The organism is Streptomyces sp. NPDC051567 (genome assembly GCF_044454165.1).
Lineage (GTDB): Bacteria > Actinomycetota > Actinomycetes > Streptomycetales > Streptomycetaceae > Streptomyces.
Genome location: NZ_JBITDK010000013.1, coordinates 61751 through 86075, shown reverse-complemented (window position 1 = coordinate 86075; position 24325 = coordinate 61751). Strand labels below are relative to the sequence as shown.

Genomic DNA, 24325 nt, shown 5'->3' with positions numbered 1-24325 from the left:
AACCTTTCCGGTCACGGCACCGGCGCCGCTTAAGCTGGTAGGGCTCCCGCGCCCAGGTGCGGGTGGACGACGGGCGGACGAGGAGGAGTACCGGGTGAGTGCGTCAGGCACGGCCGAGGCCGGGCAGGTCGAGCACATGCTGCGCCAGGTGGCTCCCGGGCGCTACGAGAGCTACGAGGCGCTCCTGCACGCGCTGGCCGGTGGCCGGCTGTGGATGCTGCTCTGGCAGGGCCGGCAGGGCTCCCCGGACGCCCAGTACGCCGGCATGGAGGTCGAGAACCTCGGCTACGCGCCCTGCGTCACCTCGCCCCGGGAACTGGACGCCAGCGGCTGGAACCGGGGCTACGAGGTGGTCACCGGCCGGGACGTCGCCCGCGCCCTCTACCCGGACCGCTGGGGCCTGTGGCTCAACCCGCACGCGCGGGGCGGCGGCCTCGGCGTGCCCTGGGCCGACCTGCGCCGGATCGCCACGGGCCTGGACCGGATGCCGGCCGGCCCGCTGCGGCTCTGCGAACCCGCCGTCGAACTCCCGCAGTTCTACGGACTGCTGACCCAGTACGCGCACCGCACCCCGGCCGTCCGCTCGCTGCGCCGCGCCTGGGTCCAGCCCTCGCTGGGCTCCCCGTACCTCGCGGTGGGACTCGACCTGTACGACGCCTCCGCGCCCGCGCTGGAGTCCGTACGGGAGATGATGCGGCAGTCGGTCGGCGCCGTCCCCGAGGGCGTCCCGGTCTGCACGGTCGCGCTGGCCGACGAGCACGACCCGGTGGCCATGTGGCTGCGCACCCAGACCCGCCCCTTCTACGACCGCGAGGGCCAGGCCCCGTCGTACTGAACGGCCCCGCGCCGCCCCGGCGGCCCCACCCGCCGCAGCTCCCCCGCAGACCGTCCCGCAGGCCGCACCGGACATCCGGCGCGGCCTGTTCCGCATGCGCGGGGGGAGTCCGTCCAAATAGGGTGCGGGAAAAGGCAGTTGGGCCGGATGTCCGTTCCGCGTGGAACGAGCACTGTTTCACCGCTCACCAGATCACCCGGTTCGGATAACGGAAGGCGTCGGCGCAGATCACGGTTGCGCATCACATCACCGGCAGGTCTGGCGGGTGCTCGGGAGGCCGTTGAAGACTCCCCCCACCGAAGACCGGTCCATCCCGCGAACGCCAGCTCTTCACCTGCACTTCAGGCGTGTTCGCCCCCACCGCACCAACAGCGACGCCGACAGAACCAAGCCGCCGAAGCGGCGGGCACGGGCCGGCCACCGTCGGCCGAGAGGGGTCCCCACCACGATGACGGCACCACTGCACGACACCGGCGCGGCCGAGCCCGAGGCCGTGGCCGCCCCCGCACCCCCGCAGAAGGCGATCGAGGGGCGCTCACCCTGGAAGATCGCCTGGTCCCGGCTCAAGCGCGACAAGGTCGCGCTGGCCGGTGGTGTCGTCGTGCTCCTGCTGATCCTCGTCGCGATCTTCGCGCCGCTGATCGTCAAGGCGTTCGGCCACCCGCCGGAGGAGCTGCACGAGGAGATGCTGGACCCGCTGCTCGGGCTGCCGGCCGGCAAGTGGGGCGGGATGAGCGGGGAGTTCCTGCTGGGCGTCGAGCCGGTCAACGGCCGCGACGTCTTCAGCCGGATCGTCTACGGTGCGCGCATCTCGCTGCTCGTGGCCTTCCTCTCCGCCTTCGTGGCGGTCGCCCTCGGCACCGCCCTCGGCATCGTCGCGGGCTACTTCGGCGGCTGGGTCGACGCGGCCATCAGCCGCGTCATGGACCTGCTCCTCGCCTTCCCGCAGCTGCTCTTCATCATCGCGCTGATCTCCGTCGTCCCCGGCAAACTCTGGGGCTTCGAGGGATCGGGCCTGCGGATCGCCGTGCTGGTGCTGGTCATCGGCTTCTTCGGCTGGCCGTACATCGGCCGGATCGTCCGCGGACAGACCCTGTCCCTGCGCGAGCGCGAGTACGTCGAGGCGGCGCGCAGCCTGGGCGCGGGCCGGACCTACATCCTCTTCCGCGAGCTGCTCCCGAACCTGGTGGCGCCCATCACCGTCTACTCCACGCTGATGATCCCCACCAACGTGCTGACCGAGGCCGCCCTGAGCTTCCTCGGCGTCGGCGTCAAGCCGCCCACGCCCTCCTGGGGAGAGACCCTCTCCACGGCCGTGCGGACCTACCAGGACGACCCGCTCTTCATGATCTTCCCCGGCGTGGCGATCTTCATCACCGTGCTGGCCTTCAACCTCTTCGGCGACGGCGTCCGGGACGCCCTCGACCCGAAGGGCTCCCGCTAGCCGGCCGGCCGCAGGGGTTCCGGCCACCCGCCGGGCGCCCCGGTCGCCCGGCTCCGGGAGCCGGACCACATCGGACCTACAACGGACCTACAACGGAGGGTTGCGAGCATCGTGACTACCCATCGCATGTCGAAGCGCAGGCTCGCCGCCGGCACCGCCGTCGTGCTCGCGGCCATGCTGACGGCGACCGCCTGTGGCGGCGGCGCCGAGAAGCCGGTCGACAAGGCCGGCGCCGCGGCGGGCTTCAACGCCGGCATCGGCAAGATCGCCAACGCGTCGGACAAGAAGGGCGGCGAGCTCAAGTTCGTCGGTACCCAGGACGCCGACTCGTGGGACCCGCAGCGCGGTTACTACGGCTTCATGTGGGACTTCTCCCGCTACTACGCGCGCCAGCTGGTCAGCTTCAAGGCGGCCCCCGGTGAGCAGAGCACCGAGCTGGTCCCCGACCTGGCCACCGCCAAGGCCGAGATCAGCGACGGCGGCACCACGTACAAGTACACCCTGAAGGACAACGTGACCTGGGAGGACGGCACCCCCGTCACCGCCCAGGAGGTCAAGTACGGCATCGAGCGCACCTGGGCCCAGGACGTCATCTCCGGCGGGCCGGTCTACCTGATGCAGGTCCTCGACCCGAAGAGCGAGTACCCCGGCCCCTACAAGGACACCGCCCCGGACAAGCTCGGCCTCAAGGCGATCGAGACCCCGGACGCGAAGACCATCGTCTTCAAGCTGCCCAAGCCCAACGGCGACTTCGAGCAGATGCTGGCCATGCCGGCCGCGAGCCCGGTCAAGCAGGACAAGGACACCGCGGCCAAGTACGGCCTCAAGCCCTTCTCCAACGGCCCGTACAAGATCGACTCGTACGAGCCCAACAAGGGCATGAAGCTCTCGCGCAACGAGAAGTACAAGCCCGAGTCGGACACCATCCGCAAGGCGCTCCCGGACTCCATCTCGGTCACGTTCATGGCGAACGCGGACGACATGGACAAGCGCCTGATGAACGGCGAGTTCGACCTCGACATCAACGCGACCGGCATCGGCCAGGCGGCCCGCGCCACCGCGCTGCGCGACCACAAGGGCAACCTGGACAACGGCCAGACCGGCTTCATCCGGTACGCGGTCTTCCCGCAGACGGTCGCCCCGTTCGACAACGTCGACTGCCGCAAGGCCGTCATCTACGCGGCCGACAAGAAGTCCCTCCAGACCGCCCGCGGCGGCCCGCAGGCCGGTGGCGACATCGCCCCCAACATGCTCCCGCTGGGCATCAAGGGCGCCGACGGCGCCTACGACCCGTACGGCGCGCTGAAGGACGACGGCAAGGCGAACATCGCGAAGGCCAAGGAGCACCTGGCGGCCTGTGGCAAGCCCGGCGGCTTCAAGACCACCATCGCGGTCCGCAACAACAAGCCCGTCGAGGTCGCCACGGCGGTCTCCCTGCAGAACGCCCTGCAGCAGGTCGGCATCGAGGCCCAGGTCGACCAGTTCGACGGAGCCCAGACCTCCGGCATCATAGGGTCGCCGAAGGTCGTCAAGGAGAAGGGCTACGGCATCATCATCATGGGCTGGGGCGCCGACTTCCCGACCGGACAGGGCTTCTCCCAGCCGCTGGTCGACGGCCGCTTCATCCTCCAGAGCGGTAACAACAACTTCTCCGAGCTGAACGACCCGGCGATCAACAAGCTCTTCGACGACGCCATCGCGGAGACCGACCCGGCCAAGGCCGGCGACATCTACAAGCAGATGAACCAGAAGGTCTCCGAGTCCGCGGTCTACCTGCCCTTCGTCTTCGACAAGACGATCACCTGGCGCAGCGACCGGCTGACGAACGCCTACACCTCCGACGCCTACAACGGCCGGTACGACTACGCCTCGCTCGGCGTCGTCAAGTAGCCACCCGTCCCACCCGGTCCTCTTTCTCCGTTCCAGTGTTCCAGTGCCACACCCGCTAGGCACGAAGGGCAGGTGATGGCCGCGGTTTCGGTCCGGGGGCGCGCTCCAGAAGGGGGCGCCCCCGGGCCGCGGCCAGGCCGAGCGCAGTGCTTGCATATCTCATCCGACGGGTCTTCGCCGTCATCGTCATGCTGTTGGTCATCTCGCTGGTGACCTTCGGAATCTTCTTCCTCTTCCCCAAGATGATCGGGGCGGACCCGGCGCTCTACTTCGTCGGGAAGCAGTCCGACCCCGCCGCCATCGAGGGCATCCGGCAGAAGATGGGTCTCGACGACCCGGTCCTCGTCCAGTTCGGCAAGTTCGTCGTCGGGCTGGTGGCGGGTCGTACGTACGCCAACGGCTCCGACGTCACGCAATGCGCCGCGCCCTGCTTCGGCTACTCCTTCAAGACCGAGCAGGAGGTGTGGCCGCTGCTGCTGGACTGGCTCCCGGTCACCCTCTCGCTCGCGGCGGGCGCCGTCGTGCTCTGGGTGATCGGCGGTGTCGCCACCGGCGTCATCTCCGCACTCAAGCGCGGTACGGCCCTGGACCGTTCGGCGATGGGCATCGCCCTCGCCGGCGTCTCCCTGCCGATCTACTTCACGGGCATGCTCTTCATCGCCCTCTTCTCGGACCAGCTCGGCTGGTTCGGGCGCCCCGAGGCCTCCTTCGCCGACGATCCGGGCAAGTGGTTCAACGGCATGATCCTGCCGTGGGTCTCGCTCGCCTTCCTCTACGCGGCGATGTACGCCCGCCTCACCCGCGCGACGATGCTCGAAGTCCTCAGCGAGGACTACATCCGCACCGCGCGCGCCAAGGGGCTGACGGAACCCGTCGTCATCGGCAAGCACGCCATGCGCTCGACCATGACGCCGATCCTGACCGTCCTCGGTCTGGACCTCGGCGCCCTGATGGGCGGCGCGGTGCTCACCGAGTACACCTTCTCGCTGCACGGCCTCGGCTACAACGCGGTGCGCGCGATCAGTGACCACGACCTGCCGGTCATCCTGGGCATCACCTTGATCGCCGCCTTCTTCGTCGTCGCGGCGAACCTCGTCGTGGACCTCCTGTACGCGGTGATCGACCCCCGAGTGAGGCTGTCATGACCGACCTGACCAAGTCCGGCGGAGCCGGCCCGGCGGGCGCCCTGAACCAGCCCGCCGGCGGGAAGGTCCCCGCCACCGCCTTCCTGGAGGTCCGTGACCTCAAGGTGCACTTCCCGACCGAGGACGGCCTGGTCAAGTCGGTCGACGGGCTCAGCTTCACCCTGGAGAAGGGCAAGACCCTCGGCATCGTGGGCGAGTCCGGCTCCGGAAAGTCGGTCACCTCGCTCGGCATCATGGGCCTGCACCGGGTCGGCCAGTACGGCCGCCGCAAGGCCCGGATCTCCGGCGAGATCTGGCTGGCCGGAAGGGAACTGCTCACCGCGGACGAGGACGAGGTGCGCAAGCTGCGCGGCCGGGAGATCGCGATGATCTTCCAGGACCCGCTCTCCGCGATGCACCCCTACTTCACCGTCGGCAAGCAGATCTCCGAGGCGTACCGGGTCCACAACAAGGCCGACAAGAAGGCCGCCCGCAAGCGGGCCGTCGAACTCCTCGACCGGGTCGGCATCCCCGAGCCGCACAAGCGCTTCGACAGCTACCCGCACGAGTTCTCCGGCGGCATGCGCCAGCGCGCGATGATCGCGATGGCGCTGGTCAACAACCCCGAACTGCTCATCGCGGACGAGCCGACGACCGCGCTGGACGTCACCGTCCAGGCCCAGATCCTCGACCTGATCCGGGACCTGCAGAAGGAGTTCGGCTCCGCCGTCATCATGATCACGCACGACCTCGGCGTGGTCGCCGAGATGGCCGACGAACTCCTCGTGATGTACGGCGGCCGGTGCGTGGAGCGGGGCACCGCCGAGAAGGTCTTCTACGAGCCCCGCCACCCCTACACCTGGGGCCTGCTGGGCTCGATGCCCCGCATCGACCGCGACCAGACCGAGCGCCTCATCCCGGTCAAGGGCTCCCCGCCCAGCCTCATCAACATCCCCAGCGGCTGCGCCTTCCACCCGCGCTGCCCGTACGCCGACGTGCCCAAGGACAACGTGACCCGCACGGTGCGGCCCGAACTCACGGAGGCGGACGGCGCGGAGGCACACGGCGCGGAGGCGCACGGCACGGGGACCGGCGGCAGCCGCCACTGGTCCGCCTGCCACATGTCGCAGGAGGAGCGGACCCGGATCTGGACCGAAGAGATTGCGCCGAAGCTGTGAGCGACACGCACAAGACGGATACGGCCGCCCTGCCCGGCCAGGCCACCTCCTCGCCGGAGCCGCTGCTCAAGGTCACCGGCCTGACCAAGCACTTCCCGATCCACAAGGGGCTGCTGCGGCGCCGGGCCGGCGCGGTCAAGGCCGTCGACGGCATCGACTTCGACGTCCGGCGCGGTGAGACCCTCGGCATCGTCGGCGAGTCCGGCTGCGGCAAGTCCACCATGGGCCGGCTGATCACCCGGCTGCTCGAACCGAGCAGTGGGACGATCGAGTTCGAGGGCAAGGACATCACGCACCTGGGTGTGGCGGGCATGCGCCCGCTCCGCCGCGACGTGCAGATGATCTTCCAGGACCCGTACGGCTCGCTGAACCCCAGGCACACGGTGGGCACCATCGTGAGCGCCCCGTTCAAGCTCCAGAAGGTCACCCCGGAGGGCGGGCTCAAGGCGGAGGTCCAGCGGCTGCTGTCGCTGGTCGGCCTCAACCCCGAGCACTACAACCGCTACCCGCACGAGTTCTCGGGCGGCCAGCGCCAGCGCATCGGCATCGCGCGGGCGCTGGCGCTCAAGCCGAAGCTGGTGATCGCGGACGAGCCGGTGTCGGCGCTGGACGTCTCCATCCAGGCCCAGGTGGTCAACCTGCTGGACGACCTCCAGCAGGAGCTCGGCCTCACGTACGTGATCATCGCGCACGACCTGTCGGTCATCCGGCACGTGTCGGACCGCATCGCGGTGATGTACCTCGGCAAGATCGTCGAGCTGGCCGACCGGAAGTCGCTGTACGGGGCGCCGATGCACCCGTACACCACCGCGCTGATGTCGGCCGTGCCCGTGCCGGACCCGCGCCGGCGCGGTGCGAAGAGCGGGCGCATCCTGCTCAAGGGCGACGTGCCCTCGCCGATCTCCCCGCCGAGCGGGTGCCGCTTCCACACGCGGTGCTGGAAGGCGACGCAGGTCTGCACGGTCCAGGAGCCGCCGCTCCTGTCCCTGAAACCGGGCCACCAGGTCGCCTGCCACCACCCGGAGAACGCCCCCGACCAGTCCCCGAACGACCCGCCCCTCCCCGGCGCGGCGAACGCGGTGACCGCTCTCCCGGAGTAGCAGCCGGAGCGGCCCGCCGGGAGGGGGCCCGGCCCACCGGCCGTGGCTCCGGCGGGGCGGCCTGCCGGGAGAGGCGGGGCCCCCGGTGGGGCGGCCGGGGCCGGTGGGGTGGGGCCGGGGCCGGTTCTCGGCTGCTACCGCTACCGCTACCGCCGCCGCTACCGCCGCCGCCTTCCGGCCCGCGGGGCCGGGCCCACCGCCCAGGTGCGGGCCCCGGGTCGCCGGGGCTTTCCGGCCCGCGGGGCCGGGCCCGCTGGGCTTCCCGCCCCGGCCCCGCGTGGGCCGGTGTCCCGGCCGTAGTACCCCGGGCCCGCAGGGCCGGGGCTGCCTGGCCTGGGCCGTTCGGCCCGGCCTCGGCCGGTGCCTCGCCGGTCTGCCCCTCCCCTCCCCTCCCCTCCCCTCCCCTCCCCTCCCCTCCCCTCCCCGCCCTGCTCAGGCTCGGCCCGGTCGTCGTCGGAGCCCCTGTCCTGCGTGGGCCGGGCCCCGGGCTCGCCGGGCTGCCGGGCCGGGCGGTCCAGGCTGGGCCGGGCCCGGCTGTCGCCGCTGTCTTCCGGACCGGCTCCGGTCCGACCGGCCCTGGGGCGCCGGGTTTCCCGCACGTCTGTGCCGGGGCCGCCCGCCCCAGATCCATCCGCCCCGGACGGCCCGGCTGTCCGGGGCGGAGCCGTGCCCGGCCGGGGCGTGCCGGGTGGTGGGTCCGGCCCTGGCCGCCGGGCCGGGCCCGTTGGGTCTTCCGGCCCGCCGGGCTTCCCGCCCCGGCCCAGGCCGGTCGAACCCACCCGCCCAGGTGCGGGTCCCGGCGCAGCCGGGGGTGGGGTGGGCTGGTCGCGCGGCCCGGCCTTGCCCCGTGCCGTGCCGGGCCGGTGGTCCGGCCCGGCGCGCCCCGGCGGGGTTCGGCCGTCGCCGGGGTCCGGGGGCAGGGGGCGGCCCGGTGGGTGGGGCCCGCCGCCGGGCGACCGGCACAATGGGGCGGTGCTCCACGATCTCTTCCCGCCCGGAGTCCAGCACGCCCTGGACCTCGCGGGCATCTTCGTCTTCGCCACCGCGGGCGCCCTGCTCGCCGTACGCAAGAACTTCGACGTCTTCGGCATCGCCGTCCTCGCCCTGGTCACCGCCCTCGGCGGCGGCCTCTTCCGCGACCTGGTCATCGGAGCCGTCCCGCCGGCCGCCTTCGGCGAGCTCAGCTTCTTCGTCACCCCGCTGATCGCCGCCGCGATCGTCTTCTTCCTCCACCCCGAGGTGCAGCGGATCAACCGCGCCATCAACGTCTTCGACGCGGCCGGTCTCGCGCTGTTCAGCGTGACGGGCACGACGAAGGCGTACGAGTACGGCCTCGGCCTCACCGCCTCCGCCGCGCTGGGCCTGGCCACGGCCGTCGGCGGCGGCGTCCTGCGCGACGTCCTCGTCAACGAGGTGCCCTCGCTGCTGCGCGACCGCGAGATGTACGCCGTGCCCGCCATGGTCGGCGCCTCGATGGTCGCCGTCTTCATCGGCTTCGACGTCCTCAACGCCCTCACCACCGGCCTCGCCATCGTCACCACCTTCGTCCTGCGGCTCCTCGCCATGCGCTACCACCTGCGCGCACCCCTGGCCTGGAACCGCCGCTCCGCGGTGGCCGAAGAGCCGTAGGGCGGTAGGGCCGTGACCGGGAAACAAAAGCTACCGCTCAGTAAAGTGCCGGTGTAGCGTCGTCCCATGTCACACACAGCGGCCCAGGCATCCATCGGCGACAGCGAGTTCGACCGCGACACCACCGTCTCCCCGCGCGCGGGCGAGCCCGGGGTGTACGACGCGGAGCTCTCCGCCGGCTGGACGATCATCACCGCCGTCAACGGCGGATACCTGCTGGCCCTGATCGGCCGGGCCCTGTCGGCGGCGCTGCCGCACCCGGACCCCTTCACCGTCTCCGCGCACTACCTCACCTCCTCCGTGCCCGGCCCCGCCGTGATCCGTACGCAGGTCGTCCGCGCCGGCCGTACCCTCTCCACCGGCCAGGCGTCGCTCTTCCAGTACGACGAGGACGGCGCCGAGATCGAGCGCATCCGCGTCCTCGCCTCCTACGGCGACCTCGGCGCGCTCCCGGACGAGGTCCGCACCACCGCCCGGCCGCCCCGCATGCCCGCCCACGAGGACTGCCTCGGCCCCGAGTCCGGCCCCGCCCCGATCCCCGGCAGCTCCGCGATCGTGGACCGCCTGAGGCTTCGGCTGGACCCGGCCACGGCCGGGTGGGCCGTCGGCGCCCCGTCCGGGAAGGGCGAGATGCGGGCCTGGTTCGAGCTGGCCGACGGGCGGGACGCCGACCCCCTCTCCCTGCTCCTGGTCGTGGACGCGCTGCCCCCGACCTCCTTCGACCTCGGCCTGATGGGCTGGACCCCGACGGTGGAGCTGACCACCCACGTCCGCCGCCGCCCGGCCCCGGGCCCGCTGCGGGTCGCCGTCACCACCCGCAACCTGGCCGGCGGCTTCCTGGAGGAGGACGCCGAGGTCTGGGACACGGCGGACCACCTCGTGGCCCAGTCCCGGCAGCTCGCCCGCGCCCCCCGCCCCACCGCCTGACGCCCAGCTCCTGACACCCGCCGCCTGACACCCGCCGCACCCCGCCCGGCCGGGGCCGCGGCGCTCCCGGTGCGCGCCGCGATCCGGCCTGGTTCCGGTCCGGGACCGTGATCCCGGACCGGGTCCCGGGACCCCCGCCCGGCGCGGGCCGCCGGACCCCCGGCCTGCGCCGCGACCCGGTCCCGGCCCGTTCCCGTACCCGGCCCCGTGGGGCCGACGGGACCGCGGGGGCCACAGCGGTCCGGCCGGTTCCGGTGCTCCGGCCGGGCCCCGGGGCACCGCGGGGGGTCCGGCCCGCCCGGGGGCTCGTAGAATCGGGGGATCATGGCCTACCTCGACCACGCCGCCACCACTCCGATGCTCCCGGAGGCCGCCGCGGCGATGACCGCGCAGTTCGCCGCCACGGGTAACGCGTCCTCCCTGCACGCCGCCGGCCGCCGGGCCCGCCGTACGGTCGAGGAGGCCCGCGAGGCTCTCGCCGCGGCACTCGGCGCCCGCCCGAGCGAGGTGGTCTTCACCGCGGGTGGCACCGAGGCCGACAACCTCGCCGTCAAGGGCCTCTACTGGGCCCGCCGCGACGCCGATCCCGCCCGGACCCGGATCCTGGCCAGCCCCGTGGAACACCACGCCGTCCTCGACGCCGTCCACTGGCTCGCCGAGCACGAGGGCGCGCGGGTCGAGTACCTGCCCGTGGACCGCTACGGGCGGGTGAGCCCGGAAGAGTTCCGGGAGGCCGTCGAGCGCGACCCCGGCGACGTGGCCCTGGCCACCGTCATGTGGGCCAACAACGAGATCGGCACCGTCATGCCGGTCCGTGAACTGGCCGCGACCGCCCGCGAGCACGGCATCCCGTTCCACTCCGACGCCGTCCAGGCGGTCGGCCAGCTCGACGTCGGTTTCGGCGACAGCGGACTCGCCGCCATGGCCGTCAGCGGCCACAAGGTCGGCGGCCCCTACGGCATCGGCGCCCTGCTCCTGGGCCGCGACCAGAACCCCGTACCCGTCCTGCACGGCGGCGGCCAGGAGCGGCACGTCCGCTCCGGCACCCTCGACGTCCCGGCCGTCGCCGCCTTCGCGGTGGCCGCCGTCCTCGCCGCCGAGCGGCGTGAGCGGTTCGCCGCCGAGATCGGCGCCCTCCGGGACGACCTCGTCGCCGCCGTCCTCGCCGCCGTGCCCGACGCCGTCCTCGGCGGGGACCCCGAGGACCGGCTCCCCGCCAACGCCCACTTCAGCTTCCCCGGCTGCGAGGGCGACTCCCTGCTCCTCCTGCTCGACGCCCAGGGCATCGAGTGCTCCACCGGTTCCGCCTGCACCGCGGGCGTGGCCCAGCCGAGCCACGTCCTGCTGGCCACCGGCACCGACCCGCAGCTCGCCCGCGGCACCCTGCGGTTCTCCCTCGGCCACACCTCCACCAAGGACGACGTCGCCGCCGTGGCCGCGGCCATCGGCCCGGCGGTGGAACGCGCCCGCACGGCCGGCCTCAGCTAGTGCCGCGTCGGGCAACGTTCGCCCCGTCGCGACGCCCGGCACGCACTCCCGCCGTACCGGCCGAAAGCCCAGGTACGTCCCGTACGAGGACTTCCGGCCGACATGCCGGGACCACGCACCGGGCGCCGTTCCTCGACGGGCGAACGTCGCCCGACGCGGCACCAGTGGGTTCCAGGACCCGCAGCAGCCGCAGCCGCGGCTCCTCGTGGTCCTCCCGTGGCCCCGCCGCCGGCCGCCGGCCGCCGTGGGCGGTCAGGGCCGGGGGCGGCGGTCCCCCGGGCCGGGGCTGTGCACACCGGCCCGGTACTTGGGTATCCGCACGGTGACCTTCATGCCCGCGCCCACGCCCGTCTCGATCACCGGCCCGTACGCGTCCCCGTACACCTGCCGGATGCGCTCGTCGACATTGGGCAGCCCGATGCCCGAGGAGGAGCCGACGCGCTCCCCGGCCAGGATGCGGCGCAGCAGGGCCGGGTCCATCCCGACGCCGTTGTCCTCGATCGTGATCACCGCCTCGGAGCCCGCGTCCCGGGCGGCGATGGTGATCCGGCACTCCTCGGTGGAGTCCTCCAGCCCGTGCTTGACGGCGTTCTCCACGAGCGGTTGCAGACACAGGAACGGCAGCGCCAGCGGCAGCACCTCGGGCGCCACCCTCAGGGTCACCTTCAGCCGGTCCCCGAACCGGGCCCCGGCCAGCGCCAGGTACTGCTCGATGGAGCGCAGCTCGTCGGCGAGGGTGGTGAACTCGCCGTGCCGGCGGAAGGAGTACCGGGTGAAGTCCGCGAACTCCAGGAGCAGTTCCCGGGCCCGCTCGGGATCGGTCCGCACGAACGAGGCGATCGCGGCGAGCGAGTTGAAGATGAAGTGCGGGGAGATCTGCGCCCGCAGCGCCTTGATCTCCGCCTCCATCAGCCGGGTCCGCGACCGGTCCAGCTCCGACAGCTCCAGCTGGACGGAGACCCACCGGGCGACCTCCGTCGCCGCCCGCACCAGCACCGCCGACTCCCGCGACCCGTAGGCCACCAGCGCCCCCAGCATCCCGTCCTCACCCGTGAGCGGCGCCACCACCGCCCACTTCAGCGGACAGTCCGGCCGCTGGCACTCGGTCCGCAGGCTCTGGCTCCGGCCCGATTCCAGCATCACCGCCACCCGCGCCATCGCCCGCCGCTCGTGGTGGTCGGCGCCCGGACCGTCCCAGGCCAGCACCGACTCCCGGTCCGTCAGGCACAGTGCCTCCGTGCCCAGCAGCGACCGCAGCCGCTTGGCCGCCTTGCGGGCCGCGTCCTCGGTGAGCCCGGCGCGCAGCGGGGGAGCCGCCAGCGAAGCCGTGTGCAGGGTGTGGAAGGTGGCCCGCTCCACCGGGGTCCCCAGGTCCACGCCGGTCCCCGGGCCGCCCCGGCGGGCGTGGAGCCGGCCCGCCGTCCAGCCCGCGCCCAGCAGCAGGAACGCGCCCGCCACGGCCAGCGCCGCCAGCAGCGGGGTGCTCACCGCACCCCTTCGGCCCGGCCCACGGCCACGGTCTCCGGCAGGTGCAGCCGGGCCAGGACGGCCGCCGTCCCGCCCGGTATCCGGGCCCGGGTGGCCAGCGACACCAGCACCATCGTCAGGAAGCCCAGCGGCACCGACCAGACGGCCGGCCAGGCCAGCAGCGTGTGCGCCCAGCCCGCCGGGGCCAGCCCCGCCCGGGTCGTCAGGACGGCGCTCAGGGCCGCCCCGCCACCGGCGACCAGCCCGGCCACCGCGCCCGGTGGCGTCAGCCCCCGCCACCAGATGCCCAGGACCAGCAGCGGGCAGAACGACGAGGCCGACACGGCGAAGGCCAGGCCCACCGCGTCCGCCACCGGCACGTCACGGGCGGCCACGCTCCCGGCCAGCGGCACCAGGACCGCCACCACCACCGCGACCCGGAAGCTGCGCATCCCGCGCGCGGGCAGCACGTCCTGGTGCAGCACCCCGGCCACCGCCATCGTCAGCCCCGAGGCCGTCGACAGGAACGCCGCGAAGGCCCCGCCGGCCAGCAGCGCGCCCAGCAGCTCGCCCAGGACCCCGCCCAGCATCCGGTCCGGCAGCACCAGCACGGCGGCGTCCGCGGTACCGGTCAGGGCGAGTTCGGGGGCGTAGATCCGGCCCAGCGCCCCGTACAGGGGCGGCAGCAGGTAGAAGACGCCGACCAGCGCGAGCACGACCAGGATGGTGCGCCGCGCGGCCGGGCCGTCGGGGCTGGTGTAGAACCGCACCGCGACGTGCGGCAGGCCCATGGTGCCGAGGAAGGTGGCCAGGATCAGCCCGTACGTCGCGTACAGCTGGTGCTCCCGGCGGTCCCCGGAGAGCGGCTCGGACCAGCGCGACACCCCGATGCCCGCCTCCGCCCCGGTCCGCGGGACGGGGGTGTGCGGGGCGAACTCCAGCCGTGCGCGGGCCCGTACGGAGTGCTGCCCGGCGGCGAGGGTCAGCGGGGCGGCCGTGTACGTCCGCCCGTCCACCTGCCCGGTCACGGTCAGCGCGAGCGGTGCGTCCAGGGTCAGCCGGACGTCCTCGGCGAGGGTGACGGAGGTGTGCTCACGGAAGACGGCCGGGGCGTCGAAGGTGGCGCGCGGCGCGCCGTCCCCCATCCAGGCGGCGGCCAGGAAGAGGGCGGGCACCAGCAGCGCGGTGAGCTTGATCCAGTACTGGAACGCCTGGACGAAGGTGATGCTGCGCATCCCGCCGGCCGCCACGGCCGCGCTCACCACGAAGGCGACGACCACCCCGCCCACCCAGTGCGGGGCCCCGGTCACGATCTCCAGGGTCAGCCCGGCGCCCTGGAGCTGGGGCAGCAGGTACAGCCAGCCGACCCCGACCACGAAGAGCACCGTGATCCGGCGCACCGCCCGCGACCGGAGCCGGGCTTCGGCGAAGTCCGGCAGCGTGTAGGCGCCCGAGCGCCGCAGCGGGGCCGCCACCAGCACCAGCAGCACCAGGTATCCGGCGGTGTAGCCCACCGGGTACCAGAGCATCTCGGGCCCCTGGAGCAGCACCAGCCCCGCCACCCCGAGGAAGGAGGCGGCGGAGAGGTACTCGCCGCTGATGGCCGCCGCGTTCAGGCGGGGTCCCACCGTGCGCGAGGCGACGTAGAAGTCGGAGGTGGTCCGGGACAAGCGCAGGCCCAGCGCCCCCACCAGCACCGTGACCAGCACGACGACGGCGACCGCGGTCAGCGCGTACGTCTGGTTCACCGGTCGGTTCCTTCGGCTGGGGAGGGTGAGCCGGAGTCTACGCACGGCCCCGGACCGGGCGACAGGCATGATCCGGCACGATGCCCCGGGCCCCCGCGGTCCGGCCTCCCGGCCCCGCCCCCGGTACGGGCGCGCCGGTCTCAGCGGGCCGGGCGGTCGCCCTCCGCGCAGTCGCGCAGGGCGATCTCCAGCTCCACGTACGACTCCTCCGCGCGCCGGAACGCCAGCGTCAGCGCCGCCTCCGCGCGGGGCGGCAACTGCGCGCGGGCGCCCTCGCCGGCCTCGTACAGCACCTCGGCCCAGCGGGCGGCGGCGCTGCGCAGCCGGGCCAGCAGGGCCTCGGCCTCGGCGGGTCCGGCCGGCCGGGTGCGCGGCAGCCCGGTCAGCGCGTCGAGGAGCGCCTGGATCTCGGACATCTCGCTCCTCCCGCGACGGAAGATCCACGGTACGCGGGGGCGGTGGGCGGGGCGGCCGGGTACGGGACCGGTGCGGCCGGACGGCAGCGGCGGATCGCCGTACGCCCCTCCCGGCGCGACGAACGGCTCTCCCGCACGCCCGACGGTCGCACGCGGGACGATGCGTATGCCCGGGGTGCAGGGCCGGGGGTGCCGTCCGGCCGTCCGGGGTTCAGCCGGCCGCCCTGCGCACCAGGAGGTCGCGCAGCTCCCGCGCGTGCCTGCGGCTCACCTGGAGCTCGGCGGCGCCGACCCGGACCGTGGTGGTGCCCGCGTCCAGCCGCAGTTCGTCGATCCGGCCCAGTGCCACCAGGTGGCGGCGGTGGATGCGGACGAACCCGCGCGCCGCCCAGCGCTCCTCCAGGGTGGAGAGCGGGATGCGCACGAGGTGGCTGCCCTCGGTGGTGTGCAGCCGGGCGTAGTCGCCCTGGGCCTCGACGTAGGTGATGTCGGCGATCGCCACGAACCGGGTGACCCCGCCCAGCTCGACGGCGATCTGCTCCGGCGCGCGGTCGGCGCCGCCCGCCCCGGGCCCCGGCCGGGCGGACGCGGGCCCGGCCAGGGGCGGGTAGGGATACGGGTTCGGGTTCGGGGCGTGTGCGGCCGGGGGGACCCCGCCGACGGCCGGTGGTTCCCCGTCCCGGCCGAGCTGGGCGCGGGCCCGCCGGACGGCCTCGGCCAGCCGCTCCGGACGCACGGGCTTGAGGACGTAGTCCACGGCCTTGAGGTCGAACGCCTGGACGGCGAAGCCCTCGTGGGCGGTGACGAAGACGATCAGCGGCGGCCGGGCGAAGCCGGTCAGCAGCCGGGCGATGTCCAGTCCGGTCAGCCCGGCCATGTGGATGTCGAGGAAGACCACGTCGATGCCCTCGGCGCCGTCCGGCCCGGCCTCCAGCGCCCGGGTGATCCGGCGCAGCGCCCCGGTGGCGTCCGAGGCACCCTCGGCGCTGCGCACCCGGGGATCGGAGCGGAGCAGGAAGAGCAGCTCCTCCAGGAGCGGTTCCTCGTCGTCGACGGCGAGTACGCGCAGCATGCGGCCGAGTCTAGTGCTGTGACCGGAAAGGTTCACCGGCCCTCGACGCCCGGCACGGCGCCTCGCCGCGTTGTCGGACCACGCAAGTACGTCCAGTACAAGCCGTGGCCCTCCGCCTTGCGATCCACCGCACCGGACGCCGCGGGCCTACCGGCAAACCTTTCCGGTCACAGCACTAGGCACACCCGGATTCCCCGGGCCGGAACGGCCTGCGGGAAGCGGCTCCGCGGGCGGCTCCGCGGGCGGCTTGATGCGCGGGGCCGAGGAGAGCGCCCGGATCAACACGGTCAGGCTCTTCCCGATCACCCCGCTGCTCGGTTTCGCGGCCTGCGCCTCCATGATGTCCGGCCTCCCGGCCGCCACGTGGGTGGTCTTCGGTGGCTGGACGGCCGCGGGCCTCGTGGTCTACTTCCTGTACGGCATCCGCCGCTCCCGACCGGCCACCGCAGAGAAGTGATCCACCCGCAGTGCGACTGAACGATCTCGACGAACGCATCGTGCACGCCCTCGCCGAGGACGCCCGCCGCTCCTACGCGGACATCGGCTCCGAGGTCGGGCTCTCCGCCCCCGCCGTCAAGCGGCGCGTGGACCGGCTGCGGGCCGAAGGCGCCATCACCGGCTTCACCGTCCGCGTCGACCCCGCCGCCATGGGCTGGGAGACCGAGGGCTTCATCGAGATCTACTGCCGCCACAACACCTCGCCGGACGACATCCGGCGCGGGCTGGAGCGGTACCCCGAGGTGGTGTCCGCGTCGACCGTCACCGGTGACGCGGACGCCCTCGTCCAGATCTTCGCCTCCGACATGCGCCACTTCGAACGCGTCCTGGAGCGCATCGCGGGCGAACGGTTCGTGGAGCGCACCAAGTCGGTGCTGGTCCTCTCGCCCCTGCTGCGCCGCTTCACCTCGGGCGCCCCGGCGTAACCCGTACGGCCGGGCCTACGCGGCGCCCTGGCGGCGGGCCCACTCGCGGGCCAGCAGCCGGTAGGAGCGGACCCGGTCGGCGTGCGCGTGCGTGATCGTCGTGATCAGCAGCTCGTCCGCCCCCGTGGCCGCCTGGAGCCGCTCCAGGTGGTCGGCGACGGTCGTCGGTGACCCCACGAACTGCGTCTCCACCCGGTCCGCGACCAGGGCGTGGTCCGCGGCGGTCCAGGAGCCGGTCAGCGCCCGCGCCCCCGCCGGGGTCGGGAAGGGGATCGCGCCCTCGGCCGTGCGGATGCTGTGCACCCAGGGCGCGTACCCGGCGGCCAGCTCACGGGCGCTCGCGTCGTCCTCGGCCACGACGACGTCGGCCGACACCGTCAGGTACGGCCGGTCCAGTCCGGCGGAGGGCTTGAACGCCGCCCGGTACCCCTCGGCCGCCTCCAGCACGCTCCCCGGGCTGACGTGGTAGTTCGCCGCGAACCGCAGCCCGCCCCGCCCGGCCGTCTCCGCGCTCTGGCCGCCGCTGCTGCCCAGGACCCACACCTGTACGTCGGCCCCCTCGCCGGGAACGGCGTGCGCCGGGACCCCCTCCGCCGAGCGGTACTCCCCGCGCAGCAGGGCCAGGACGTCCGCCACCTGCTCGGCGTAGTCCTGCGGGCGGGCCCCCGGCAGGTTCAGCAGCCGCTGCTGGAGCGCGACGCGCGGATGGTCCACCAGGTGCGCGAACGAGAACTTCGGCGGAATCCGCAGCCCGTTCGGGGTCCGCCCGTCCACCACCGGGGTGACGGGTGCCACGGGCCCGCCGGAGGGAGTCTGCGGGCGGCCCGCCGACCGGCCCAGCCCCAGGTCCAGCCGGCCGGGGTGCAACGCGTCGATCAGGCCGAACTCCTCGACGGTGGAGAGCGCGGTGCGGTGCCCGAGCTGGACGGCGCCGGAGCCGATCCGGATCGTGGAGGTCGCGGAGGCCGTCAGCGCCAGCACGACGGCGGGCGAGCTCCCGGCGACCCCCGGGTTCAGGTGGTGCTCGGCGAACCAGTACCGGGTGTAGCCGAACCGCTCGGTCTGCCGGGCGAGGTCGACGGTGTTGCGCAGGGCGTCGGAGGCGGTCGAGCCGGACGGGACCGGTATGAGGTCCAGGACTCCGAGCGGGATGCCGGGCATGGCCAGGTGCTCCTTGCTGTCAGGGGCCGCGGCCGTCGTCGGCGGGGGAGCGGCGGGCCGGGACGGTCACGGGTGGGGCGGTACGGAGCCGGGGGCGCGGGTCAGGGACGACAGGGCGCGGCGCGGACCCGCTGGAGGTCGATGGGGACCCGGGAGTACAGCCGGACCGCCGGGCCCGGGGCGAGGACCGGGACGGGCCCGCGGACGCGGCGTTCCCGCGACGGCACGCTCATCGCCACCTCCGCCCCTCCCCGCACGGCCCCGGCCGCGCGCGGTCCGTCGTACAGCCCCTCGTACAGCCCGTCGTACGGTCCGCGCACCGGGCTGCCGCGTCCTGCCTGACCAGGACGGTACGTGAGGCTCCGGGGGCGGACAACGGCCCTGGTGTTAAGCCTTCTTGAAGGCTTCTTGAAGGTTTCTTGTCCGGGTGTTACGCCTTCTTGTCGGGAGTGCGAAGCCCCAGGAAGAACGGACGGCGCCGCAGGGTGAACCCCATCGCCTCGTACAGCCGGACGGCGCCGGTGTTCTCCGCCGCCGCGTGCAGGAACGGGTGGTCACCCCGCGCGCGGGACTCGGCGGCGACCGCGCGGATCAGCTGCCCGGCCAGTCCCCTGCCCCGGTGGTCCGGGTGCGTGCACACCGCGCTGATCTCCGCCCAGCCCGTCGGCCGCATCCGTTCACCGGCCATCGCGACCAGCCGGCCCTCGTGCCGTATCCCGAGGTAGGTGCCCAGCTCGACGGTCCGGTCCATGAAGGGGCCCGGCTTGGCCAGGTCGACCAGCTCCAGCATCTGGGGCACGTCGGCGGGCCCCAGCCGGACCGCCCCGGGCGCGGCCTCGGCCCGTACGGCCCGGCCGTCGAGCTGCACGCCCGGTATCGACACCTCGGTCCGCCACCCCTCGGGCGGGACCGGCAGCCCGGTCACCCAGACCACCTCCCCGGGACCGGCCAGCGCGGCCAGATCCGCCCAGGCCAGCGGATCGCCGGGGTCGCGGAGCGCGGCGAAGGGGGTCGTGCCCCCCTGGTAGCGGGCGGCGAGGCCCGCCGGTCCGGTCTCGGCGAAGCCGCGGTGCGGGCCGGTCAGCGCCGCCCAGACCGGGTTGTCCAGGCTCTCGCCGACGGAGCGGGCGCCGGTACGGGGACCGGTACCGGGACCGGTACGGATATCGGGGGACATGGGGGCGGGGCTCCTTCCCTCGGCGCGGCGCATCCGGCCGCGACCGCCGTCTTGACGGTCCCGGGCGGCGCCACGAGACTGCGGGGTAACGGTCACGGCTGACCGTGCCCGCCGCGGACAGGGTAACCACCGCGAGGCGGGCCGCCGAGGACGGGACGAGGGCGAGGCCGTGGGCAGGGCCTGGACAGCGGGTGCGGGGGCACGGCTCCTCCGCCGCTGGTGGCTGACCCGACGCCTGCACATCGACCTCCTGCGGGTGTGCAGCGCCTCCGGCCCGCGCGGCTGATCTCCGCCCCCTCCCGGTACGCCTCCCCGCCCCGCCGCTGTGATCCGGCGCCGCGCCGGGCCACCGGGACCCCGCCCGCGCCCGCTGCTCGCCCCCCGCCCCTGGAGCGTCATGCCCGCCATCGCCCTGCCCCGCACCGGCCCGGCCCCCGCCCCGCGCGGCCGGATCGGCACCGGATTCTCCCCGGTACCGCACCGCTACCACCTCTACCTGTCCGCCGGATGTCCCCGCTCGCTACGGGTGACCATCGCCCTGGCCCTGCTGGGGCTGGAGGACTCCGTCACCACCACCGTGCTCGGCGCGGACGCCGCGTCCGGCCGGGCCGGGGCCGCCGCCCTGCGCCGGGCCTACGAGGCCACCGGGCACCACTACGACGGCCGCCTGACCGTGCCCGCCCTGTGCGACACCTGGAGCGGCCGGGTCGTCAGCAACCACACCCCCGACATCCTCGACGACCTCGCCGTCCGCCTCGCCGGACGGCCCGAGCTGCGCCCGCCCGCGCCCGGGGCCCACACCGAGGCCGTCCGCCTCCTGGCCGACGGGGCCGCGGAGCCGGCCGGGCGACAGGCCGCGCTGGACGAGCTGGAGCGCCGCCTCACCACGCACCCGTACGCCCTGGGCGACCGGCTGACCACCGCCGACGCGGACCTGTGGGTGGCGCTGACCGGCGCCGCCGCCCGGCTCCCCCAGGGGCCGCGGGTCAGGGCGTACGTACGCGGGCTGTGCGGGCACCCGGCCTTCCGGGCCGCGGAGCGGGACCCCGCGCTGTGCGCGGGCTGGAAGCGGTAGCGGGAGGAGAGGGACCGACCAGGGAGAAGAAGGAGAAGGAGAAGGACAAGGAGTGGGAGGAGCGGGGAGGGGTCCGCAGGGCGCCCGCCGGAGGTGGTTCCGGGGCGCCGCCGGGGTCCGTGCAACGAATCACCGGGCAGGCCGTCAAATGCGCAACGAATCGATGCGCGCGGCGCAACGGTCACGGCTTGTCGCGGTCGAACGCGTGCACGTACCGTCGGAGGACCCCCACCCCTCCTGCCACAGAGGTATGCCCATGCCCCCGCTGCGCACCGCCCTCCTCCAGAGTTCCGGACGGCTCGGCGACACCGCCGAGAACCTCAAGGCGCTCGAAGAGGCCGCGGCGCGCGCCGCGCGGGACGGGGCCGGTCTCCTCGTGACCTCGGAGATGTTCCTGACCGGCTACGCGCTGGAGGTCCAGGACGTCGCCCGCCTCGCCGAACCGGCCGACGGCATGTCCGCCCGCGCCATCGGCGAGATCGCCCGCCGCCACGGCATCGCCGTCCTGTACGGCTACCCCGAGCGCGCGGGCGACGCCGTCTTCAACGCGGCACAGCTCATCGGCCCCGAGGGCCGGACGCTCGCGAACTACCGCAAGACCCACCTCTTCGGCTGCTTCGAACAGGACGCCTTCACCCCCGGCGACCTCCCCGTCGTCCAGGCGGAACTCGGCGGCCTCCGCGTCGGCATCATGATCTGCTACGACGTGGAGTTCCCCGAGAACGTCCGGGCGCACGCGCTCGCCGGCACCGACCTCCTCCTGGTGCCGACCGCGCAGATGCACCCGTTCCAGTTCGTCGCCGAACAGCTCGTCCCCGTACGGGCCTTCGAGAACCAGATGTACATCGCGTACGTCAACCGCACCGGGCCGGAAGGCGCGTTCGAGTTCGTCGGACTGAGCTGCCTGGCGGGCCCCGACGGGATCACCCGCACCCGGGCCGGACGCGGTGAGGAACTGGTCCTCGGCGAGGCCGACCCCGAACTGCTGCGCGCCTCGCGCGAGGCCAACCCCTACCTGCGCGACCGCCGCCCCGGGCTCTACGCCTCCCTGGTCTGACCCTTCCCTTCCCCGCCCCGCCCCCCTGCTCCGCTCCGCCCTGCCCGCAAGGAGACGTACCCCCATGACGTCCACGGTGCCCACCACCGCCGTCCCGCACAGCGACGGCCAGCCGCCGATCACCATGTTCGGCCCGGACTTCCCGTACGCCTACGACGACTTCCTCGCCCACCCGGCGGGTCTGGGCCAGGTCCCGGCGACGGAACACGGCACCGAGGTCGCCGTCATCGGCGGCGGACTCTCCGGGATCATCGCCGCGTACGAGCTGATGAAGATGGGCCTGAGGCCCGTCGTGTACGAGGCCGACCAGATCGGCGGCCGGCTGCGGACCGTGGGCTTCGAGGGCGCCGGGACCGAAGGGCTGACCGCGGAGATGGGCGCCATGCGCTTCCCGCCGTCCTCCACGGCCCTCCAGCACTACATCGACCTGGTGGGCCTGGTCACCGAGCCCTTCCCCAACCCGCTCTCCGAGGCCACGCCCTCGACGGTCGTGGACCTCAAGGGCGAGTCCCACTACGCCGAGACCATCGCCGACCTCCCGCAGGTCTACCGCGACGTCGCCGCCGCGTGGAACGCCTGCCTGGACGAGGGCGCCGACTTCTCCGACATGAACACCGCGATGCGCGAGCGGGACGTCCCGCGCATCCGCGAGATCTGGGCCCGGCTCGTCGAGAAGCTCGACGACCAGACCTTCTACGGCTTCCTCTGCGAGTCCGAGGCGTTCCGGTCCTTCCGCAAGCGCGAGATCTTCGGCCAGGTCGGCTTCGGTACCGGCGGCTGGGACACCGACTTCCCCAACTCCATCCTGGAGATCCTGCGCGTCGTCTACACCGAGGCCGACGACCACCACCGGGGCATCGTCGGCGGCTCGCAGCAGCTCCCGCTGCGGCTGTGGGACCGCGAGCCCGGCAAGATCCTCCACTGGGCCCAGGGCACCTCGCTCTCCTCCCTGCACCAGGGCGCGCCGCGCCCGGCGGTGACCCGGCTGAACCGCACGGCGGGCAACCGGATCACCGTCACCGACGCCTCCGGCGACATCCGTACCTACCGCGCGGCGGTCTTCACCGCGCAGTCCTGGATGCTCCTCTCCAAGATCGACTGTGACGACTCGCTCTTCCCGATCGACCACTGGACGGCGATCGAGCGCACCCACTACATGGAGAGTTCGAAGCTGTTCGTCCCCGTCGACCGGCCGTTCTGGCTGGACAAGGCCGTCGACGACGCGGGGAACCCGACCGGCCGCGACGTCATGTCGATGACGCTGACGGACCGCATGACCCGCGGCACCTACCTACTGGACAACGGCCCGGACCGGCCGGCCGTCATCTGCCTCTCGTACACCTGGTGCGACGACAGCCTGAAGTGGCTGCCGCTCTCCGCGAACGAGCGGATGGAGGTCATGCTGAAGTCCCTCGGCGAGATCTACCCGAAGGTCGACGTCCGCCGCCACATCATCGGCAACCCGGTGACCGTCTCCTGGGAGAACGAGCCCTACTTCATGGGCGCGTTCAAGGCCAACCTCCCGGGCCACTACCGCTACCAGCGGCGCCTGTTCACCCACTTCATGCAGGACCGCCTCCCCGCGGACAAGCGCGGCATCTTCCTCGCGGGCGACGACATCTCCTGGACGGCGGGCTGGGCGGAAGGCGCCGTCCAGACCGCCCTGAACGCGGTCTGGGGCGTCATGCACCACCTCGGCGGCTCCACCGACGCCGCCAACCCGGGCCCGGGGGACGCGTACGAGGACATCGCCCCGGTGGAACTGCCTGAAGATTGATTTTTTGGGGCTCGGTTCGCCTCCGGGGCGCTCGGAGTCCGGGGGGACCCCCGCCCGGGCGCGCCCCTTCGGCTCACTCGCCCGAAGGCGGGGCGGGAGGCGTGTGGGGGCGGCGGCCCGTTCCCGTACCGGGTCGGCCGGGTGCCCGGTGCCGGGTCAGGACGTCGGGGTCAGCAGGCAGCGGCCGACCAGGCCGACGCCCGCGTCGAGGGACTCGGTGAACTCCTCGGCCAGCCCGGGAGAGCCGCGCAGCGCCCACAGCAGCCGGGCCGCCGCCCAGGCGCCCGCGCGGGCCCGTTCCAGGCTCCACGCGCCGACCAGGTGGGTCAGCGGATCGGCGACCTCCAGCAGGTCGGGGCCCGGCATCAGCTCCTCGCGGATGTGCTCCTCCAGGGCGACCAGGGTGTCGCCGACCCGGTCGAAGTCGGCTTCGAGGGCGGCGGGCTCGCACCCCAGGTCGTGACAGGCCGAGACCACCGCCAGCGCCAGGTCGTGGCCGATGTGCGCGTTGATCCCGGCCAGCGCGTACTGGAGCGGGCGGACCCCCGGATGGCGGCGGTACTGGAACAGGGGCCGCCAGCAGGCCGGCACGGCCCGGTGCCCGTCGGCCGCCGCCGTCTCCACCGCCGCCAGGTAGCGCCGCGCGAACCCCACGCTCAGCGTCTCGGCGGTCCGGGGCGCCGGGAACCCGCCGTGCTCGATCCGGCGGTGCAGGGTCTGCGTCACCGTCAGGTACACCCGGTTGAAGACGGCGACGCCGTCCCGCTCGGGGAGCCGCTCGTCCAGGGCGCGCATCCGCGCCAGCACCGCTTCCATGACCGCAGGTTCGCAGCAGCC

22 protein-coding genes are annotated in these 24325 nt (G+C 73.7%); 14 read left to right on the top strand and 8 right to left on the bottom strand.

All coding sequences use genetic code 11. The features are described from left to right. Positions 1-94: 94 nt before the first annotated feature. From ACIA5F_RS16850 to ACIA5F_RS16810, 9 genes are all read left to right on the top strand, one after another. Positions 95-835, top strand: a complete 741-nt coding sequence (locus tag ACIA5F_RS16850) for an enhanced serine sensitivity protein SseB C-terminal domain-containing protein (protein ID WP_399353538.1) — start codon at positions 95-97, stop codon at positions 833-835. Positions 836-1283: 448 nt separating this feature from the next. After that, the gene (locus tag ACIA5F_RS16845; protein ID WP_399353536.1) at positions 1284-2279 is read left to right on the top strand and encodes an ABC transporter permease; all 996 of its coding nucleotides are present in this window, start codon (positions 1284-1286) and stop codon (positions 2277-2279) included. A gap of 111 nt (positions 2280-2390) precedes the next feature. After that, the gene (locus ACIA5F_RS16840; RefSeq protein ID WP_399353534.1) at positions 2391-4169 is read left to right on the top strand and encodes an ABC transporter substrate-binding protein; all 1779 of its coding nucleotides are present in this window, start codon (positions 2391-2393) and stop codon (positions 4167-4169) included. Between the two features lie 146 nt (positions 4170-4315). Beyond that, positions 4316-5314, top strand: coding sequence for an ABC transporter permease (locus ACIA5F_RS16835; protein ID WP_399353532.1), 999 nt, complete (start codon positions 4316-4318; stop codon positions 5312-5314). Next, positions 5311-6471 (top strand): ABC transporter ATP-binding protein, encoded by a 1161-nt coding sequence (locus ACIA5F_RS16830; RefSeq protein WP_399353530.1) that lies wholly within the window; start codon positions 5311-5313, stop codon positions 6469-6471. The genes ACIA5F_RS16835 and ACIA5F_RS16830 overlap by 4 nt, the downstream gene beginning before the upstream one ends. Then, positions 6468-7571, top strand: coding sequence for an ABC transporter ATP-binding protein (locus ACIA5F_RS16825; protein ID WP_399353528.1), 1104 nt, complete (start codon positions 6468-6470; stop codon positions 7569-7571). Before ACIA5F_RS16830 ends, ACIA5F_RS16825 begins: the two co-directional genes overlap by 4 nt. Positions 7572-8543: 972 nt before the next feature. Then, the gene (locus tag ACIA5F_RS16820; protein WP_399353526.1) at positions 8544-9200 is read left to right on the top strand and encodes a trimeric intracellular cation channel family protein; all 657 of its coding nucleotides are present in this window, start codon (positions 8544-8546) and stop codon (positions 9198-9200) included. Positions 9201-9266: 66 nt separating this feature from the next. After that, positions 9267-10127, top strand: coding sequence for a thioesterase family protein (locus ACIA5F_RS16815; protein ID WP_399353524.1), 861 nt, complete (start codon positions 9267-9269; stop codon positions 10125-10127). 324 nt (positions 10128-10451) lie between these two features. Next, complete coding sequence (locus tag ACIA5F_RS16810; protein ID WP_399353522.1) at positions 10452-11615, top strand: cysteine desulfurase family protein; 1164 nt, start codon at positions 10452-10454, stop codon at positions 11613-11615. A gap of 252 nt (positions 11616-11867) precedes the next feature. On the opposite strand, the gene ACIA5F_RS16805 is transcribed toward ACIA5F_RS16810, so the two are convergent. The 4 genes from ACIA5F_RS16805 to ACIA5F_RS16790 all read right to left on the bottom strand — a co-directional run bounded on the left by ACIA5F_RS16805 (position 11868) and on the right by ACIA5F_RS16790 (position 16318). Beyond that, the gene (locus tag ACIA5F_RS16805; RefSeq protein ID WP_399353520.1) at positions 11868-13103 is read right to left on the bottom strand and encodes a histidine kinase; all 1236 of its coding nucleotides are present in this window, start codon (positions 13101-13103) and stop codon (positions 11868-11870) included. Then, positions 13100-14830: a cation acetate symporter gene (locus ACIA5F_RS16800; protein ID WP_399353518.1), complete on the bottom strand. Its 1731-nt coding sequence runs from the start codon at positions 14828-14830 to the stop codon at positions 13100-13102. Before ACIA5F_RS16800 ends, ACIA5F_RS16805 begins: the two co-directional genes overlap by 4 nt. Positions 14831-14970: 140 nt before the next feature. Further along, entirely contained in the window at positions 14971-15246 is a 276-nt protein-coding gene (locus ACIA5F_RS16795) for a hypothetical protein (RefSeq protein WP_399353517.1), read from the bottom strand. A gap of 211 nt (positions 15247-15457) precedes the next feature. Then, positions 15458-16318 (bottom strand): LytR/AlgR family response regulator transcription factor, encoded by an 861-nt coding sequence (locus ACIA5F_RS16790; protein ID WP_399353515.1) that lies wholly within the window; start codon positions 16316-16318, stop codon positions 15458-15460. 250 nt (positions 16319-16568) lie between these two features. Here ACIA5F_RS16790 and ACIA5F_RS16785 point away from each other — a divergent pair, with 250 nt between their 5' ends. Beyond that, positions 16569-16775, top strand: coding sequence for an amino acid permease C-terminal domain-containing protein (locus tag ACIA5F_RS16785; RefSeq protein WP_399353513.1), 207 nt, complete (start codon positions 16569-16571; stop codon positions 16773-16775). A 10-nt stretch (positions 16776-16785) separates the two neighbouring features. Next, a complete protein-coding gene (locus tag ACIA5F_RS16780) occupies positions 16786-17241 on the top strand; it encodes an Lrp/AsnC family transcriptional regulator (protein ID WP_069919364.1) in 456 nt (151 codons plus the stop codon). A 15-nt stretch (positions 17242-17256) separates the two neighbouring features. Here the strand turns inward: ACIA5F_RS16780 and ACIA5F_RS16775 are convergent, their stop codons facing one another. From ACIA5F_RS16775 to ACIA5F_RS16765, 3 genes are all read right to left on the bottom strand, one after another. Beyond that, positions 17257-18402, bottom strand: coding sequence for an LLM class flavin-dependent oxidoreductase (locus ACIA5F_RS16775; RefSeq protein WP_399353511.1), 1146 nt, complete (start codon positions 18400-18402; stop codon positions 17257-17259). Between the two features lie 101 nt (positions 18403-18503). Further along, the gene (locus ACIA5F_RS16770) at positions 18504-18722 is read right to left on the bottom strand and encodes a hypothetical protein (RefSeq protein WP_399353509.1); all 219 of its coding nucleotides are present in this window, start codon (positions 18720-18722) and stop codon (positions 18504-18506) included. Between the two features lie 110 nt (positions 18723-18832). Continuing rightward, a complete protein-coding gene (locus tag ACIA5F_RS16765) occupies positions 18833-19579 on the bottom strand; it encodes a GNAT family N-acetyltransferase (RefSeq protein WP_399353508.1) in 747 nt (248 codons plus the stop codon). A gap of 397 nt (positions 19580-19976) precedes the next feature. On the opposite strand from ACIA5F_RS16765, the gene ACIA5F_RS16760 reads away from it, so the two are divergent. The 3 genes from ACIA5F_RS16760 (at position 19977) to ACIA5F_RS16750 (ending at position 23488) form a co-directional block, all read left to right on the top strand. Beyond that, positions 19977-20654, top strand: coding sequence for a glutathione S-transferase C-terminal domain-containing protein (locus ACIA5F_RS16760; protein WP_399353506.1), 678 nt, complete (start codon positions 19977-19979; stop codon positions 20652-20654). A gap of 256 nt (positions 20655-20910) precedes the next feature. Beyond that, positions 20911-21711, top strand: a complete 801-nt coding sequence (locus tag ACIA5F_RS16755; RefSeq protein ID WP_399353710.1) for a carbon-nitrogen hydrolase family protein — start codon at positions 20911-20913, stop codon at positions 21709-21711. Positions 21712-21775: 64 nt separating this feature from the next. Next, complete coding sequence (locus ACIA5F_RS16750; RefSeq protein WP_399353504.1) at positions 21776-23488, top strand: flavin monoamine oxidase family protein; 1713 nt, start codon at positions 21776-21778, stop codon at positions 23486-23488. Between the two features lie 156 nt (positions 23489-23644). On the opposite strand, the gene ACIA5F_RS16745 is transcribed toward ACIA5F_RS16750, so the two are convergent. Next, the gene (locus tag ACIA5F_RS16745) at positions 23645-24304 is read right to left on the bottom strand and encodes a DUF5995 family protein (protein ID WP_399353502.1); all 660 of its coding nucleotides are present in this window, start codon (positions 24302-24304) and stop codon (positions 23645-23647) included. Positions 24305-24325 lie beyond the last annotated feature (21 nt).